This window comes from Sphingomonas sp. BK481 (genome assembly GCF_014194875.1).
Classification (GTDB): Bacteria; Pseudomonadota; Alphaproteobacteria; order Sphingomonadales; family Sphingomonadaceae; genus Sphingomonas; species Sphingomonas aerolata.
This window is the reverse complement of the sequence record NZ_JACIAP010000003.1, coordinates 458,742-474,594: the sequence shown is the minus strand read 5'-3', so window position 1 is coordinate 474,594 and position 15,853 is coordinate 458,742. Positions and strand designations below refer to the sequence as shown.

At 65.7% G+C, this 15,853-nt stretch carries 11 protein-coding genes; 8 read left to right on the top strand and 3 right to left on the bottom strand.

The annotated features are described in order from the left end of the window. The first annotated feature begins 54 nt into the window (after nucleotides 1-54). The gene (locus FHY04_RS08625) at nucleotides 55-843 is read left to right on the top strand and encodes an SDR family oxidoreductase (protein WP_159512323.1); all 789 of its coding nucleotides are present in this window, start codon (nucleotides 55-57) and stop codon (nucleotides 841-843) included. A gap of 144 nt (nucleotides 844-987) precedes the next feature. On the opposite strand, the gene FHY04_RS08620 is transcribed toward FHY04_RS08625, so the two are convergent. Then, a complete protein-coding gene (locus tag FHY04_RS08620; RefSeq protein ID WP_031394701.1) occupies nucleotides 988-3,246 on the bottom strand; it encodes an NADP-dependent malic enzyme in 2,259 nt (752 codons plus the stop codon). Between the two features lie 151 nt (nucleotides 3,247-3,397). Between FHY04_RS08620 and mutS the strand changes: the two genes are divergently transcribed. From mutS to FHY04_RS08605, 3 genes are all read left to right on the top strand, one after another. Then, nucleotides 3,398-5,977 carry a DNA mismatch repair protein MutS gene (gene mutS / locus FHY04_RS08615; RefSeq protein WP_183936191.1) on the top strand — a complete coding sequence of 860 codons (2,580 nt, stop codon included), beginning with the start codon at nucleotides 3,398-3,400 and terminating at the stop codon, nucleotides 5,975-5,977. Nucleotides 5,978-6,069: 92 nt separating this feature from the next. Next, nucleotides 6,070-7,053 carry a cation diffusion facilitator family transporter gene (locus FHY04_RS08610; RefSeq protein ID WP_159512325.1) on the top strand — a complete coding sequence of 328 codons (984 nt, stop codon included), beginning with the start codon at nucleotides 6,070-6,072 and terminating at the stop codon, nucleotides 7,051-7,053. A 52-nt stretch (nucleotides 7,054-7,105) separates the two neighbouring features. Next, nucleotides 7,106-7,534 (top strand): glycine zipper 2TM domain-containing protein, encoded by a 429-nt coding sequence (locus tag FHY04_RS08605; protein ID WP_031395535.1) that lies wholly within the window; start codon nucleotides 7,106-7,108, stop codon nucleotides 7,532-7,534. A 78-nt stretch (nucleotides 7,535-7,612) separates the two neighbouring features. On the opposite strand, the gene FHY04_RS08600 is transcribed toward FHY04_RS08605, so the two are convergent. Then, entirely contained in the window at nucleotides 7,613-8,641 is a 1,029-nt protein-coding gene (locus tag FHY04_RS08600) for a polyprenyl synthetase family protein (RefSeq protein WP_056406890.1), read from the bottom strand. A gap of 101 nt (nucleotides 8,642-8,742) precedes the next feature. Here FHY04_RS08600 and FHY04_RS08595 point away from each other — a divergent pair, with 101 nt between their 5' ends. From FHY04_RS08595 to FHY04_RS08580, 4 genes are all read left to right on the top strand, one after another. After that, the gene (locus FHY04_RS08595) at nucleotides 8,743-9,021 is read left to right on the top strand and encodes a chorismate mutase (RefSeq protein WP_031395533.1); all 279 of its coding nucleotides are present in this window, start codon (nucleotides 8,743-8,745) and stop codon (nucleotides 9,019-9,021) included. Nucleotides 9,022-9,161: 140 nt separating this feature from the next. Continuing rightward, nucleotides 9,162-9,821, top strand: a complete 660-nt coding sequence (locus tag FHY04_RS08590) for a dTMP kinase (RefSeq protein WP_183936124.1) — start codon at nucleotides 9,162-9,164, stop codon at nucleotides 9,819-9,821. A 21-nt stretch (nucleotides 9,822-9,842) separates the two neighbouring features. Beyond that, nucleotides 9,843-11,147 (top strand): nicotinate phosphoribosyltransferase, encoded by a 1,305-nt coding sequence (gene pncB, locus FHY04_RS08585; protein ID WP_183936123.1) that lies wholly within the window; start codon nucleotides 9,843-9,845, stop codon nucleotides 11,145-11,147. Between the two features lie 53 nt (nucleotides 11,148-11,200). After that, nucleotides 11,201-13,636 (top strand): hypothetical protein, encoded by a 2,436-nt coding sequence (locus FHY04_RS08580; RefSeq protein ID WP_183936122.1) that lies wholly within the window; start codon nucleotides 11,201-11,203, stop codon nucleotides 13,634-13,636. A gap of 20 nt (nucleotides 13,637-13,656) precedes the next feature. Here FHY04_RS08580 and FHY04_RS08575 read toward each other — a convergent pair whose 3' ends face one another. Continuing rightward, a complete protein-coding gene (locus tag FHY04_RS08575) occupies nucleotides 13,657-14,976 on the bottom strand; it encodes a M20/M25/M40 family metallo-hydrolase (protein WP_183936121.1) in 1,320 nt (439 codons plus the stop codon). Between the last annotated feature and the right edge of the window lie 877 nt (nucleotides 14,977-15,853).

Genomic DNA, 15,853 nt, shown 5'->3' with positions numbered 1-15,853 from the left:
TGCTACGCGCGCCGCGCGGCGATACCAGTCGCAAAAATCTTTGGAGGATGCCGCATGGATACGACCACCCTGTTCCGTCTCGACGGCCGCGTCGCGCTGATCACCGGCGGCAGCCGCGGCATCGGCAAGATGATCGCGGCGGGCTTCATCGCGCAGGGCGCGAAGGTCTATATCTCGTCGCGTAAGGCGGATGTCTGCGAAGCCGCCGCGGCCGAACTCGGCCCCAACTGCATCGCGCTGCCCCAGGACGTCTCGACCGTCGCCGGCTGCAAGGCGCTCGCTGCCCAGTTCGCCGAGCATGAGAGCCGGCTCGACATCCTCGTCAACAATGCGGGTGCGGCCTGGGGCGTGCCGTTCGAGGAGTTTTCGGAAGTTGGCTGGGACAAGGTAATGGACCTCAACGTCAAATCGCCCTTCTTCCTGACCCAGGCGCTTCACGCGGCGCTCAAGGCCTCGGGCTCGCGCGACCGGCCGGCCAAGGTCATCAACATCACCTCGATCGACGGTCAGCGGCTTAACCCGTGGGAAACCTACAGCTATCACGCGTCGAAATCGGCGCTGATCTATCTGACCAAGCGCATGGCCGCGCGGCTCGTGACCGATTCGATCAACGTCACCTCGATCGCCCCCGGCGCGTTCGCCAGCGACATGAACAAGGCGGCCCGCGATCACGGCGACGCGGTCGCGCAGGGTATCCCCGCCAAGCGGGTCGGCGTCGACGAAGACATGGCCGGCGCCGCAATCTACCTCGCCAGTCGCGCCGGCGATTACGTGATCGGCGAGACCATTACCGTCGACGGCGGCCTCGTCCACGCCTCGCTAGGCACCAGCATCGACGCCTAACCACAACCCCTCTCCCCCCGGGGGAGAGGGAGGGGCCCGCCGCGAAGCGGTGGGAGGGTGAGGGCACGCGCCGCATTCCCGCCACTGCCCTTACCCTCGCACGCTCCGCGCGCTTTCCCTCTCCCCTAAGGGGAGAGGGAGAGTTCACCGAGCAATCCCACCCGCCGCGAGCACCGCCAGCGTCACCAGCTCGCTCGCCGTGCTCGTCATCGGCGCGACCTGCACCGGCTTCTCCATGCCGATCAGCATCGGCCCGATCACCGAATCACCACCAAGCTCGCGCAGCAGCTTGGCCGAGATATGCGCCGACTGAAGACCCGGCATAATCAGCACGTTCGCCGGCCCGGACAGTCGCGCGAAGGGATAGTTCGCCAGCTGCTTCGGGTTGAGCGCCACGTCCGGCGCCATCTCGCCCTCATATTCGAACCCGACCTGACGACCGTCGAGCACGGTCACCGCGTCGCGGATATTGTCGAGCCACTCGCCCTTCGGATTGCCGAAGTTCGAATAGCTCAGGAACGCGACGCGCGGCTCATGCCCCATGCGACGCGCGACCGCTGCGGTCTGCTCGGCGAAATCGGCGAGCTGTTCGGCGGTCGGACGTTCGTTGACCGTGGTGTCGGCGATGAACACCGTGTGGCTCTGCCCGACGAGCAGGTGGATGCCGAACGGCGTCTTGCCCGCTGCCGGATCGATCACGCGGTAGATCTGGCGCATCGTCTCGCCATAGGTACGCGTGATGCCGGTGATCATCGCATCGCCCTCGCCGAGCTGCAGCAGCAGCGCACCGAAGATGTTGCGATCCTGGTTCACCATCCGCTCGCAGTCGCGCCGCAGATAGCCGCGACGCTGGAGCCGGGCATAGAGCAGCTCGACCATCTTCGGCACCAGCGGCGAGACGCGGCTGTTGTGCAGCTCGAAGCTCTCGGGATCGGTGACGCCCAGCGCGCGCAACCGGTCGGGCACGTCGTCACGGCCGACCAGCACCGGCGTGCCATAGCCGCCCTCCTTGAACGCGATCGCCGCGCGCAGCACGACCTCTTCCTCGCCCTCGGCGAAGATCACGCGCTTGGGATGCGCCCGCGCGCCCTCATAGGCCATCGACAGCACCGAGGTGGTCGGGTTGAGACGCGCGCGCAGCGACTGGCGATACGCCTCGATGTCGAGGATCGGCTTGGTCGCGACGCCCGATGCCATCGCCGCCTTGGCGACCGCGACGGGAACGACCTCCATCAGCCGCGGATCGAACGGCGCAGGGATGATATAGGCGGGGCCGAAGCTGTGGCTGACACCATAGGCCAGCGCGACCTCCTCGGGCACACGCTCGCGCGCCAGCTCGGCAATCGCATTGGCCGCGGCGATCTTCATCGCGTCGTTGATCCCCGTCGCGCGGACGTCGAGCGCCCCGCGGAAGATGAACGGGAAGCACAGCACGTTGTTGACCTGGTTCGGATAATCCGACCGGCCCGTCGCGACGATCGCGTCGGGACGTGCGGCCATCGCCAGTTCGGGGCGGATTTCGGGTTCGGGATTGGCCATCGCGAAGATGATCGGCGCGGCCGCCATGTCCTTGACCATCTCGGGCTTGAGCGCGCCTGCCGCCGACAGGCCGAGGAACACGTCGGCGCCGACCAGCGCCTCGGTCAGCGTCCGCGCGCTGCTCGTCGTGGCATGCGCCGACTGCCACTGGTTCACATCGTCGCGACCCTGGTAGATCACGCCGGTACGGTCGCACATGATGACGTTGTCGGGCCGCACGCCCATCGCCTTCATCAGCTCGGTGCACGCGATCGCCGCCGCGCCCGCGCCGTTGACGACCAGCTTGATGTCGCCAAGCTTGCGCCCGGTCACGAGGCAGGCGTTGATCAGCCCGGCCGCACAGATGATCGCCGTGCCGTGCTGATCGTCATGAAATACGGGAATATTCATGCGCTCGCGCAGCGTCTGCTCGATGATGAAGCACTCGGGCGCCTTGATGTCCTCGAGGTTGATGCCGCCGAACGTCGGCTCCATCAGCTCGACCGCATCGATGAAGCGATCGACATCCTCGGTCTTCAGCTCGATGTCGATCGAATCGACGTCGGCGAAGCGCTTGAAGAGCACCGCCTTGCCCTCCATCACGGGCTTCGACGCGAGCGCGCCGAGATTGCCCATGCCGAGGATCGCGGTGCCGTTCGAGATCACCGCGACCAGATTGCCCTTGGCGGTATAGTCATAGGCGGTCGAGGGGTCATCGGCGATCGCCTGCACCGGAATCGCCACGCCGGGCGAATAGGCGAGCGCGAGGTCGCGCTGCGTCGCCATCGGTTTGGACGCAATGATCTCGAGCTTCCCGGGACGGCCTTCCGAATGGAAGAGCAGCGCTTCGCGTTCGGAGAACTGGAGATTATTGTCGTCGGACATAAGCGGAGCCTCGGGGGTATCTGCAGGGGGAGCCCCTGCCTTTACGGAACGCGTGGCTGTTCGTCACCCCTTGGGAACCCTTCGCAGCGCTATTGGACGTGCGGACGGTTTTCGCTACCCCGCGCCGATGTCCACTCCCGCCGCTACCCCGATGATGACGCAGTATCTCGGCCTCAAGGCCGAGGCGCAGGATTGCCTGCTGTTCTACCGCATGGGCGATTTTTTCGAGCTGTTCATGGATGATGCGCGCATCGCTGCGGCGGTGCTCGACATCGCGCTGACCGCGCGCGGCGAGCATGAGGGCAAGCCGATCCCGATGTGCGGCGTGCCGGTGCATGCGGCCACGGCCTATCTTCAGCGGCTGATCAAGGCCGGGCACCGCGTCGCGATCGCCGAACAGGTCGAGAGCCCGGCCGAGGCGAAGGCGCGTGGCGGATCGAAGGCGCTTGTCGCCCGCGCGATCGTCCGCGTCGTGACCGCGGGCACGCTGACCGAAGAAGCCTTGCTCGATGCGCGCAGCGACAATTGGTGCGTGGCGATCGGTGAAGCCGGGGGATCTGTCGCGATTGCCGCAGCCGACGTGTCGACCGGCCGGTTCGAGGTCATCGACGTCGCCGACGACGCGGTCGGGGCCGAACTCGCGCGCCTTGCCGCGGCCGAGATCGTCGTCGCCGAGGCGAGCGGTTTCGCAGAGGCCGCCACGACGCTGCGTCCCAGGAGCGATTTCGACAGTGGTGCGGGCGAAGCGCGACTCAAGCGGATCTACGGCGTCGCGACCCTCGACGGCTTCGGGCAGTTCGGGCGGGCCGCATTGGCCGCGGCCGGCGGTCTGGTCGCGTATCTCGAACATAATGCGAAGGGCGCGCTGCCCTTCCTGCGGCCGCCGCGAATCGGGCGGGCGGCACAGGTGATGGCGATCGACGCCGCGACGCGGGAAAGCCTCGAACTGACCTGCACCACCGGCGGCGTCCGCAAGGGGAGCCTGCTCGACGCGGTCGATCGTACCGTCACCGGTGCCGGTGCGCGGCTTCTCGGTGCCGATCTCGGCGCGCCGCTGATGGACAAGGCTGCGATTGACGCGCGGCTCGACCTCGTCCGGTTGTTCCATGACGACCAGGCGCTGCGCGAACGGTTGCGCGCGACGCTGCGCGCGCTGCCGGACATCGGCCGGGCGCTCGGCCGCCTCGCCGCGGGTCGAGGATCACCGCGCGATCTTGGGCAGTTGCGCGACGGCCTCGACGGCGCCTGGAACCTGGGCGAGCGGCTCGACGCGCTCACCGATCCGCCGCGCCTGCTCAGCGACGTTGCACCGCTGTTGCGCGGGCATGGCAGCCTGATCGACCTGCTCAAGCGTGCGCTCGTACCATCGCCACCGATAGAAGCGTCTGACGGGGGGTATATCGCGGCGGGATATGACGCCGGTCTCGACGATCTGCGCGATACCGGCGCGGGGGGACGCCGCGCGATAGCCGCACTGGAGGCCGAGTTCCGCACCTCGACCGGCGTGTACGCGCTCAAGATCCGCCACAATGGCGTGCTCGGCTATCATGTCGAAGTCCCTGCACGGGCTGCTGATTCGCTGATGAAGCCCGACAGCGGTTTCACACACCGCCAGACGCTCGCAGGTGTCGTACGCTTCAACACGCCCGCGCTGCACGATGTCGCAACGAAAGTGTCGCAGGCGGGTGCGCATGCCACGGCGGCGGAATCGGCGCATCTCGAGGATCTTACCGCGCGGGCGCTCGCCGGGCGCGAGGCGATCGCCGCGACCGCCGACGCGCTCGCCCGACTCGATGTCGCCGCCGGTCTCGCCGAGCGCGCAGCCGAGGGGCAGTGGTCGCGCCCGATCCTGGTCGACCATGCCTGTTTCGAGATCGAGGGAGGCCGGCACCCGGTCGTCGAGGCCGCCGTCGCCAAGTCGGGCGACCGGTTCGTCGCCAACGACTGCAACCTGTCGGAGTCCTCGCGACTGTGGCTCGTCACCGGCCCGAACATGGGCGGCAAATCGACCTTCCTGCGCCAGAATGCACTGATCGCGGTCCTGGCGCAGGCCGGAAGCTATGTGCCGGCGACCAAGGCCACGCTGGGTCTGGTCGATCGCCTGTTCAGTCGCGTCGGCGCGTCGGACAATCTTGCGCGCGGTCGGTCCACCTTCATGGTCGAAATGGTCGAAACCGCTGCGATCCTCGCGCAGGCGACGCCGCGGAGCTTCGTGATCCTCGACGAGGTCGGTCGTGGCACCTCCACCTATGACGGCCTCGCGATCGCCTGGGCCGTGGTCGAGGCTATCCATGAGGACAATCGGTGCCGCTGCCTGTTCGCGACGCATTATCATGAGCTGACCCGGCTCGCCGAACGCTGCGAGGCGCTGTCGCTGCATCATGTGCGCGCGCGCGAGTGGAAGGGCGAGCTCGTCCTGCTCCACGAACTCGCCGACGGGCCGGCGGATCGCAGCTACGGTCTGGCGGTCGCGCGCCTCGCCGGCATGCCGCCGCTCACCGTGCAGCGCGCCAAGGCGGTGCTAGCAAAGCTGGAAGCCGGGCGTGCCAAAACTGGCGGCCTGGCGGCGGGGCTTGATGATCTTCCGCTGTTCGCGGCCGCCGCGCAGATCGAGGAGGTGGCGTGCGACGTGCTGCGCGAAGACCTGGCGAAGCTCGACATCGATGCGATGAGCCCACGCGACGCGCTCGACGCGCTCTACCGGTTGAAGGCGCTCGCGACCGAGGGCTGAGCGCAAACCCGGCGAAAACCACTGTATTGCCGATACTTGCCCCCCGGCCTGCAATCCCATCGTGCGGCGTCCTAGTATCACATGCAAGACGGATGCTACGCGCCGGCCGAATCATTGGAGCATGGGCTTTGAGCGGACACGGGCACGGGCATGCACACGGGCATGCGGGACATGGGCACGGACATGCACACAGCCATGCTCCGGCATCGTTCGACCGCGCGTTTGCGATCGGGATCGGGCTCAACGTGGCGTTTGTCGCGGTCGAGGCCTTGGTGGGATTGCGGATCAACTCGGTTTCGCTGCTCGCGGACGCCGGGCATAATCTCTCCGATGTACTTGGCTTGGTCGTCGCCTGGGGGGGAACGATGCTCGCGCGAACCGAGCCGACCAAGCGCTTTACCTATGGGCTGAAAGGGTCGACGATCCTTGCCGCGTTGACCAATGCGCTGCTGTTGCTCGTCGCGCTCGGGGCGATCCTGCTCGAGGCGACACAGCGTTTCGCAGACCCAACGCCCACGGCGGGCCTGACCGTATCGATGGTGGCCGGGATCGGCATCGCGGTGAATGCGATCACCGCCTGGATGTTCGCGCGCGGTCGCAAGGGGGACGTCAACATCCGTGGCGCCTATCTGCACATGGCCGCGGACGCGCTGGTATCGGCGGGGGTCGTGATCGCGGGTGTGCTGATCTGGCAGACCGGGATCTCCTGGATCGACCCGGCGGTCTCCATCGTCATCGCGGTCCTGATCTTCTGGCAAACCTGGGGATTGCTGCGTGAGACCGTCGAAATGGCGCTGTCCGCGGTGCCGCGCGGGATCGAATTCGACCAGGTCGACGAGGCGCTATGCACCCTGCCCGGCGTGACGGCGATCCATGATCTGCACATCTGGCCGATGAGCACGACGGAGCCCGTCCTGACCGCGCACCTGGTCATGCCGGGCGGCCATCCCGGCGATCCGTTCCTCACCGCGACCCGCACGATGCTGCAAGAGCGTTTCGGGATCGGCCATGCCACGTTGCAGGTCGAGACGGGCGACGGTCAGCCATGCTCGATGACGCGCCACGCGGTGATATGAACCTTTGGGGCGTTGCGGGGGTTATCCTAGTATAGTTCTGGAGTAATACCCGATGAAGAAGCATTTTATCGCTGCGCTCATGTCCGTTGCCGTCGTCGCCCCCGCAATGGTGCCTGTCGAAGCCGCCGCTCAGCGTCATGACGACCGCCGGGGCCATGACGACCGCCGGAACAACGACTCGCGCCGCGGTAACGACCGCAACTGGCGCGGTGACGATCGCAACTGGGATCCTTCGCGCAGCTATCAGAACGGCAATTACCGCGAGCGTCGTCTCGGCCGCAATGATCGCATCTATCGCGGCAACGATGGCCGGGCCTATTGCAAGCGCAACGATGGCACGACCGGGCTTGTGATCGGCGCACTCGGTGGCGGCGTTCTTGCCAATCTGATCGGCGGCGGCACGCTTGGAACGCTGGCGGGTGCCGGTGGCGGTGCACTGCTCGGACGGTCGGTCGACCGCGGTAACGTCAAGTGCCGCTGAGCTTTTTTGCTCGGTAAACGAAGATGCGGCGGCCGAGCGATCGGCCGCCGTTATTGTGTCTGCCTCAGCAGGTTGAACTTAATAAGCGCGAGCCACCGCAAACTCGACCGCTTCGATCATCGCGTCCTTCGCCTCGCCATTGGCAAAGCCCGCAATCGAATCGATCGCCCGCTGACCATAATGCCGCGCCCGCGCAAACGTGTCGTCGATCGCGCGGGTTGCCCGGATCAGACGCACGGCATGCTGCAGGTCGGCATCGGTGTCACGACGCCCCTCGACCGCATCCTTCCAGAATTGACGATCCTCGGCCGATCCGCGCGCATAAGCGAGTATCACCGGCAGGGTCATCTTGCCTTCGCGGAAATCGTCGCCCGCATCCTTGCCCATCGTATCCGCATCCGAGACATAGTCGATCGCGTCGTCGACAAGCTGGAAGGCGATCCCGAGGTTGCGGCCATAGGCGTCGAGTGCCGCCTCTTCATTCTCGGGCCGATCGGCCACCACGGCAGCGATTCGGCAGGCGGCAGCGAACAGCGCTGCGGTCTTTGCGCCGATGATGTCGAGATAGCGCTCCTCTCCCAGATCGACGCGGCGGGCCGCCGTCAGCTGGTTGACCTCGCCCTCGGCGATGACCGCGCTGGTCGATGAGAGGATCTTGAGCGCCTTCAGGCTGCCCGCCTCGACCATGAGTTCGAAGCTGCGGCTGAACAGGAAGTCGCCGACCAGCACGCTGGCAGGATTGCCCCAGATGATGTTCGCGGTGCGGTTACCACGCCGCAGGTCGGAGCCATCGACGACGTCGTCATGCAGCAACGTCGCGGTGTGGATGAATTCCACGGCCGCCGCGAGCAGGTGATGCTGCGTCCCGGCATAGTCCAGCAGCTGTGCACTCGCGAGCGTCAGCATCGGGCGCATCCGCTTGCCCCCGCCCGCGATCAGATGACCCGCCAGTTCGGGGATCAACGGAATATCGGAGGTCATGCGCGCGACGATCACCGCATTGACCTGGTCCATGTCGGTGGTGACGAGCTTGACCATCGGGTCCAGCGAAGGCTGTGGCCCGGGATTCGAACGAGGGGAGTCGAGGCGGTGGACGGTGGCGCTCATCTGCCCGTGCCTCTGACGGCTACCGCCTCGCAAAGCAACCCTTGCCGGCTCGGCAAACCCTCACCAAAAGGCAGGCGACGGCAATAGGTGGAGGTTACACGATGCCCGACGACCTGCTGAGCGGCTATCGCCAGAGCATCGACAACATCGATGCGGCGCTGATTCATATGCTTGCCGAACGGTTTAAGGTGACGCAGGCGGTTGGCCGGCACAAGGCGGAGCACGGTCTGCCGGCTGCCGATCCCGGACGTGAGGAGCGTCAGATCGCGCGGTTGCGTCGGCTCGCCGAGGAAGCTCAACTCGATCCGGAATTCTCCGAAAAGTTTTTGCGGTTCATCATCGACGAGGTGATCCGCCACCACCAGAAACTTTGCCAATGACGCGCTGGGCGGTGGTGGCCGATTGAAAGGTTCACGGCATCGCCAAGGGCGGCCGACATCTCCGCCAGGCCGCACTTCCCGTATATTCGCTTCAGCACAGCTTTATCGACCTGCACGCGCCGGTCGTTTAGGGGAGCGCGATGAGCTTCCTCCTCGCTATCGAAGGCGCCGACGGCGCCGGTAAGGCCACGGCCTCCGCATTGGTCGTCGAGCACTTGCAGGCCGCCGGGCGCAGCGCCGCGGTCATCTCGTTCCCGCGCTATACGGACACGGTCGGCGGCTGGGCGCTAGGGGCGATGCTCGCGGGCACGCTGCCACGCGGCACGTCGCCAAAGGCCGCCGCCGTGCTCTACGCGCTCGACCGGATGGAATCGCGCGATCACCTGATGGCGACGATGGCGGCGAACGACGTCGTCGTGTTTGACCGCTATATCGCGTCGAACATGGCGTATCAGGCGGCGCAGGTGCCCGTCGACGAAGCGGATACGATGATGGCTTGGATCGCGGATCTCGAAACGGGCAGCTTTGCCCTGCCGACGCCTGATCTATCCGTCTACCTCGATACGCCGGCAGACATTGCACGCGGGCTGATCCGCCAGAAGCGCAAGCGCTCCTATACCGACGATGCGTTCGACGCTTACGAAGCGGATACCGGGCTCCAGGACCGCGTCCGCGTCAACTATGCCGCGATGGCGGCGGCAGGGCTGCTCGGCCGCTGGGCGACCGTATCGACGGTCGAGGCCGGCGCTTCGCGACTGCCAGCGGACATTGCACGCGATATCGTTGCATTGCTGCGCTGAACGCCCCGGAAGGAGATCGGCATGGCCGTCACCGATATTGCCACGCGTACCTATGACCACGGCTTCCGGCTCGATCCGATCGTCCGCAGCCTGCTCGATACCGATTTCTACAAGCTGCTGATGTTGCAGATGATCCGTCACCTGCATCCCAAGGTGCAGACGACCTTTACCCTGATCAACCGCACGACGAGCGTGCGGCTGGCGGACATCATCGACGAAGGCGAACTGCGCGCGCAACTCGATCATGCGCGCACGGTGCGGTTCGGGAAGAAGGAGCTGATCTGGCTCGCTGGCAACAGCTTCTATGGCCAGGATCGCATGTTTGCGCCCGAATTCCTGCAGTGGCTTGCCGCCTTCCGGCTGCCCGAATACGAGCTGCGGACCGTCGACGGACAGTTCGAGCTGCGCTTCGAGGGCTGCTGGGCGGAAACGACGATGTGGGAAATCCCCGCGCTCGCGATCATCAATGAATTGCGCGCGCGCGTGGCGGTCCGCGATCGCGGACGTTTCGCGCTCGACGTGATCTATGCGCGCGCGAAGGCCAAATTATGGGACAAGGTCGAACGACTTAGGAATCTGCCCGATCTGGTCCTGTCCGACTTCGGCACGCGCTGCCGCCATGGCTTCCTGTGGCAACGCTGGTGCGTCGAGGCGCTCAAGGAAGGGCTTGGCAGCCGTTTCATCGGCACGTCGAACGTCTTGCTGGCGATGGATAACGATCTGGAAGCCATCGGCACCAACGCGCATGAATTGCCGATGGTCTATGCCGCATTGGCCGACGACGACCGGGGGATAGCGGATGCGCCCTACCGGGTGCTCGATGACTGGCGACGCCATTATGGCGGCAATCTGCTGATCGCGTTGCCCGACGCGTTCGGAACGAGCGCCTTCCTCGCCAACGCGCCCGACTGGGTCGCCGATTGGACGGGCTTCCGCCCCGACAGTGCGCCGCCGATCGCCGGTGGCGAAGCGATCATTGCCTGGTGGAAGGCACAGGGTCGCGACCCTAAAACGAGACTGCTGATCTTTTCGGACGGCATGGATGTCGACACGATCGAAGAGACCTATCGGCATTTCCACGGCCGGGTGCGGATGAGCTTTGGCTGGGGGACCAATCTGACCAACGACTTCCGAGGGTGCGACCCCGATGGCATGGCCGGACTCGAGCCGATCTCGCTGGTCGCTAAGGTGACGCAGGCCAACGGACGCCCGGCAGTGAAGCTGTCGGACAATCCGGCCAAGGCGACCGGCGATCCGGGCGAGATTGCCCGGTACCTGCGAATCTTCGGCGACGAGGGCCGCACGAACGCGAAGGTCGCGGTCTAGACCCTGCGCCACCGCCCTAAAATGGCCATGCCCTGCCGCCACGGGTAGCGCCTATGGCTGTTTCGCGATTCCCCCTCGGCGCGTCGATTACCCGGTCGGGACGCATCGCGCTGCTCTTCGCCGCGCTGCTGCCGCTCACCCCGGCACAGGCCGACCCCGCAGCCTTCGACCTGTCCGGTCCGGCGCTGAACGTCACGGTGACACACGGCGCAACGACGTTGCCGATCGGGCAGGTGCCCAATCTCAGCGAAGGCGACCGGATCGCGGTGAGTGCGGATTTACCCCGTGATCAGGGTGTCCATTACCTGCTGGTGGCCGCATTCCTGCGCGGCGCGACCAATCCGCCCCCCAAAAACTGGTTCACGCAGGCCAAGACGTGGGAGCGGAAGAAGAACACGCTCGACCTGACCGTGCCCGCGGGCGCACGCCAGCTGATCCTCTTCCTCGCGCCGGAAACCGGCGGGGGTTATGACTCGATCGTCGACGCCGTCCGCAAACAGCCCGGCGCGTTCGTCCGCGCCTCGCAGGAACTCAACCAGGCGTCGCTCGACCGCGCGCGGCTCGACACGTTTCTGGACTCCATCCACCGCCTTGAGCGCACGCATCCTGAACGCATCGAGGCCGTATCACCCGTTCTGACCCGCAGCCTGTCAATCACGCTTAAGGCCGAATGCCTCGAGCAGGCGATTGATCTCCAGGCGGCCTGCCTGACGCAGAGCCGAAGTTCACTGCTGCTGGCCGACAGCCACAGCGCATCGCTGACCGAAACCCTCGTCGGCGCTCCCACCGATCTGGCCTTGCAACTCGCCGCAACACCCGAGGCCGGATACGGCTATTACAGCTCCTATATCGGTGTCGTTCGCGATCTTGCCCGGATTTTCGGCGCATTCCAGTCGACCCAGTTCCAGTATATTCCCGCCCTCGGCCGTGCGGCAGAGGCGCGCCTGTCGCTGTTGCTGAACGCCGCCCCCTCCTTTGCAAAGCCCAAGTCGGTCATGGTCGCGGCGCTTCCGGCGATCGAGGCGCCCGAGCCGCCGCCGCTGCGGACGATCGCGCCCGGTCGCGCGCTGTGTCGAGCACGAGAGGGTGTGCTGCTTCCGGTCGAAGGCGCGCCGCTGATCTATGCCACGCGCTATGCGCATGCCATGGCGGTCCGCGTGACGCGGGCCGACGGCAGCACGCTCGATCTGCCGGTCAGCGCCGATGTCGAACGCGGGGGGTTCCTTCTCGCCGGCCCGGGCAGCTACGGCGGCGATCTGCGAGCCAGCTTTGACGCCACGCTTCACGGCGTATGGGGCTTTACCCCGTTCGACGGTCCACGCTTTCGCATCCAGCGTCCGCGCGCGAACAGCTGGCGCGCGATCGAGGGCACCACGGTGATCGCCGGACGCGATAACAGCCTGACGATCGAGGGCGGAGCAGCCGCCTGTGTCGAGGACATCGCACTCGCCCGCACCTCCGGCACGACAGAGCCGCTCAAATGGGCCGCATTGCCGGATGGCCGGATCACCACAACGATCCCGAAGGCGCAGATTGCGGCGGGGCAAATCAGCCTGCTCATTCGTCAGCAGGGAACCGCCGATGTCGATACGATCACCGTGACGGCCTTGACGGAGACGGGGCGGATCGACGCGTTCACGCTGCACGCCGGCGATCTTCATGGTGTCCTGACGGGCACGCGGCTCGACACCGTCGCCTCGCTGAGCGTCGATGGCGCAGTATTCAGCCCTGGCGCGGTGGTACGGACAGGCAAGGCCGATGAACGCGTCATGACGGTCGACACGGCTGCTCCGGTCGCCGCCTGGACCGTAGGCCAGGATCGATCGGGGCGGGTGACGTTGAAGGACGGGCGCGTGCTGCCGGTCGCCGTGCATGTCGCTCTAGCGCGGCCTTCGGTCACACTCATCGACAAGACCATCGCCCCGGCGGCGCATGCAGCGTCGCTGCCGATCACATTGCCGTCGAGCACCGTCATGCCGCCCGATGCCAGCCTGACCTTTTCGATCCGCGGCGCGGGGGCGACCCGGTTCAGCGGACGCGAACAGGTCGAGATCGCCACGGTCGACGGACGCGCGTCGACGGTCATCGCCGCAGCGAACGGCTACCGCGTCCAGAGTGCGCAAGTCGCGATTGCGACGATCGAACCGGCCAGGGCGCTGGGCGTATCGGCCTATGGCCCGCTGCGCTACCGCCTCCTGCAGGACGGTGTGGAAAGCGATTGGGCGCCGCTCGTCACCCTCGTCCGCCTGCCCACACTGACGGGCGTGACTTGCGACAAGGGCGCGCCGCGGTGCCTGCTGACCGGTGACGCGCTGTATCTGCTCGCCGCGGTTGGCGGAGACGCGCAGTTCACCGGCGTTGCGGCAATTCCGGACGGCTATACCGCCAGTACGGTCGCAATTCCGCGCCCGACCGACACGCTGTTCCTCAAGCTGCGCGACGACGATTCAGTCGTTGCGACCGCCAAGCCGAACGTCGTCGACCGCTAGCCCAGCGAGGCGTCGAGCCTTCACCGATCCTTTGGCTCGCGTGAGAGGCGGGCCATCAGGATCGCGGCGCGCTTGGCCTGACGGCGAATGCTCGCAAGGTCGACCGTCTCCCCCGGTGCGTGATCCCCGCTGCTTGCGGTCCCGAGCCCGATCAACCCGTCGACATCGCCCGCAACGAATGCAATGTCGCCCGCGCCGCGCTTGAGCGGATCGAGCGCCGCCATCTCGGCAAGCCCCATGTCGCGGTTGACTGCGTTCAGCCGGTCGAGCAGCTCGCGGTTCCCGGTCGTCGGCGGCATGGCGGGATACCCGCTTTCGAACTTGATCGTCGCATTCGTACCGGGTGCATGCGCCGCGACGATCCGCTCCATCTTCGCACGGACCCGCATGGTCTGATCTTCGCTCAGGGTTCGGAAGTCGCCACGGGCCACCGCGGTTGCAGGGATGATATTGCCCTTGCCCGTTGCGCTCGCCCGGACGCCGTCGCTGTCGAGCGCCGCCGTCGCACCGCCCGCGACCACGCCCGTATTGAAGGTCAGGTTGGGTTCGGGCAGATCCTTGCGAAATGCCGCCAGGATCCGGGCCATCTCGTTGATGGCGCCGTCACCATAGGCGTCCGAGAAGATCAGCGACGAGTGCCCGGTCTTGCCCGACGTGGTGAGCACCCATCCGTTCGACGACCGTCGCGCGATCGATCCCATGTCGCGACCCTCGACGACCGACAGGCCTTCGAAGTCGAGCGCGACATCGGCGCGCTTGCCCGCTGCGATCAGATCGCCCCGCGCGATCGCCACCGGGTCGCCCGCATCTTCCTCATCGCCAGTCAGCACGATCTCGATATCGGCGGCGTCCAGCAGGCCCGCGGCCTTCATCGCCCGCAGCGCCGAAAGCATCACGACGATCCCGCCCTTGTCGTCGCCCGCGCCTGGCCCCGTCGCGCTCTCGCCTTTGCGCTCGAACCGTTGAAACGGTGAATCCTGCTCGAAGACGGTGTCGAGATGACCGATGAGCAACAAGCGTTTGGCGCCAGGCTTGCCCGGGTGCCGCGCTATCAGATGTCCCGCCCGCTGCGTCTGTGGCATCGGTTTCCAGGTCACCGCAAAGCCGAGTGGTTCGAGCTGCGCCCGGACCATCGCACCGACCTTGGCGACCCCTTCGAGATTCATCGTGCCGCTATTCTGGTCGACGAGCGTCTTGAGCAGCCCGATAGAGCGCTCATGCTCGGCGTCGACGGTCGCGACCGCCCGCATCTCCGCCGGCGTGAGGCGCGCCTGCGCTGCCCCTGCGAGAAGGATACCCCCGACCACCGTCGCGACCCACCCGAATTTCTGTCGTGCCATAAGCGTCTCAACTCCCTTGGCAGCATGAAAGCGGGGTTCGGCCGCCGCGTCCAGTGTCGGGAGATATGGTGGGCGCTGACGGGTTCGAACCGCCGACCTACTCGGTGTAAACGCTTCCCACCCTATGATTTCCGCCAATCCTACGCTCAAATGTATGCGTTTTGGTGGCTAAGAATGGCGGTTTCGCGTCCTGCGCGCGGACGCGTGGTGCAAATGGAACCAGCGACACACTCGGGCGACGCGCACACCTGTGCATCCCATATCAGGGGAATGCCCCGACCGCTCCAACTGGCGTAAGATCCCATTGTACGCCGCGTTCATGCCCCGCTCTCGACCGATGACGTGATCTTGTCCGGCCGACTCCCAGAACATCGTTAGCGGCCAGCGCTCCGGGCAATGTGGGAGTAGAGCGTGAAGAGCGAGCCGGACCTCGTTAGTATCGCCAGCCACGTTTCCCGCGCGATCCGGTGCCTCGCGGAGAACGTCGACGGCGAGTATGACTAGCCGTTTCTGTCGACGATCTAGCGCCATTCAGCTCCTCACCAAGCCAACGGGAAGGGAGCGCCAGCATATAAAGTAGGGCACGGGAAAACCCTAACATTCCTAACATTGGCGGATTTCTGCGGTTTTTGACCTAACTTTTACTCTAATATTTCTATAATCAGATTATAACATTTAACCCTCACTATCGACGTTAGAAAAGCCGTGTGTTTTCAATGGGGTTAGGTTTTTCGGGTAAAAAGGTTAGGCCAGATTAGGGTTCAACTCTAATTGGAAAGTTGTAGCTTTTCAGGGACTTAGTCGGGCCTTTCCGGCAAGGTTAGGCATATTAGGGTTTTCCCGTGTGGTAGGCTGGCCATCCGCGGCTGTTTAGCGG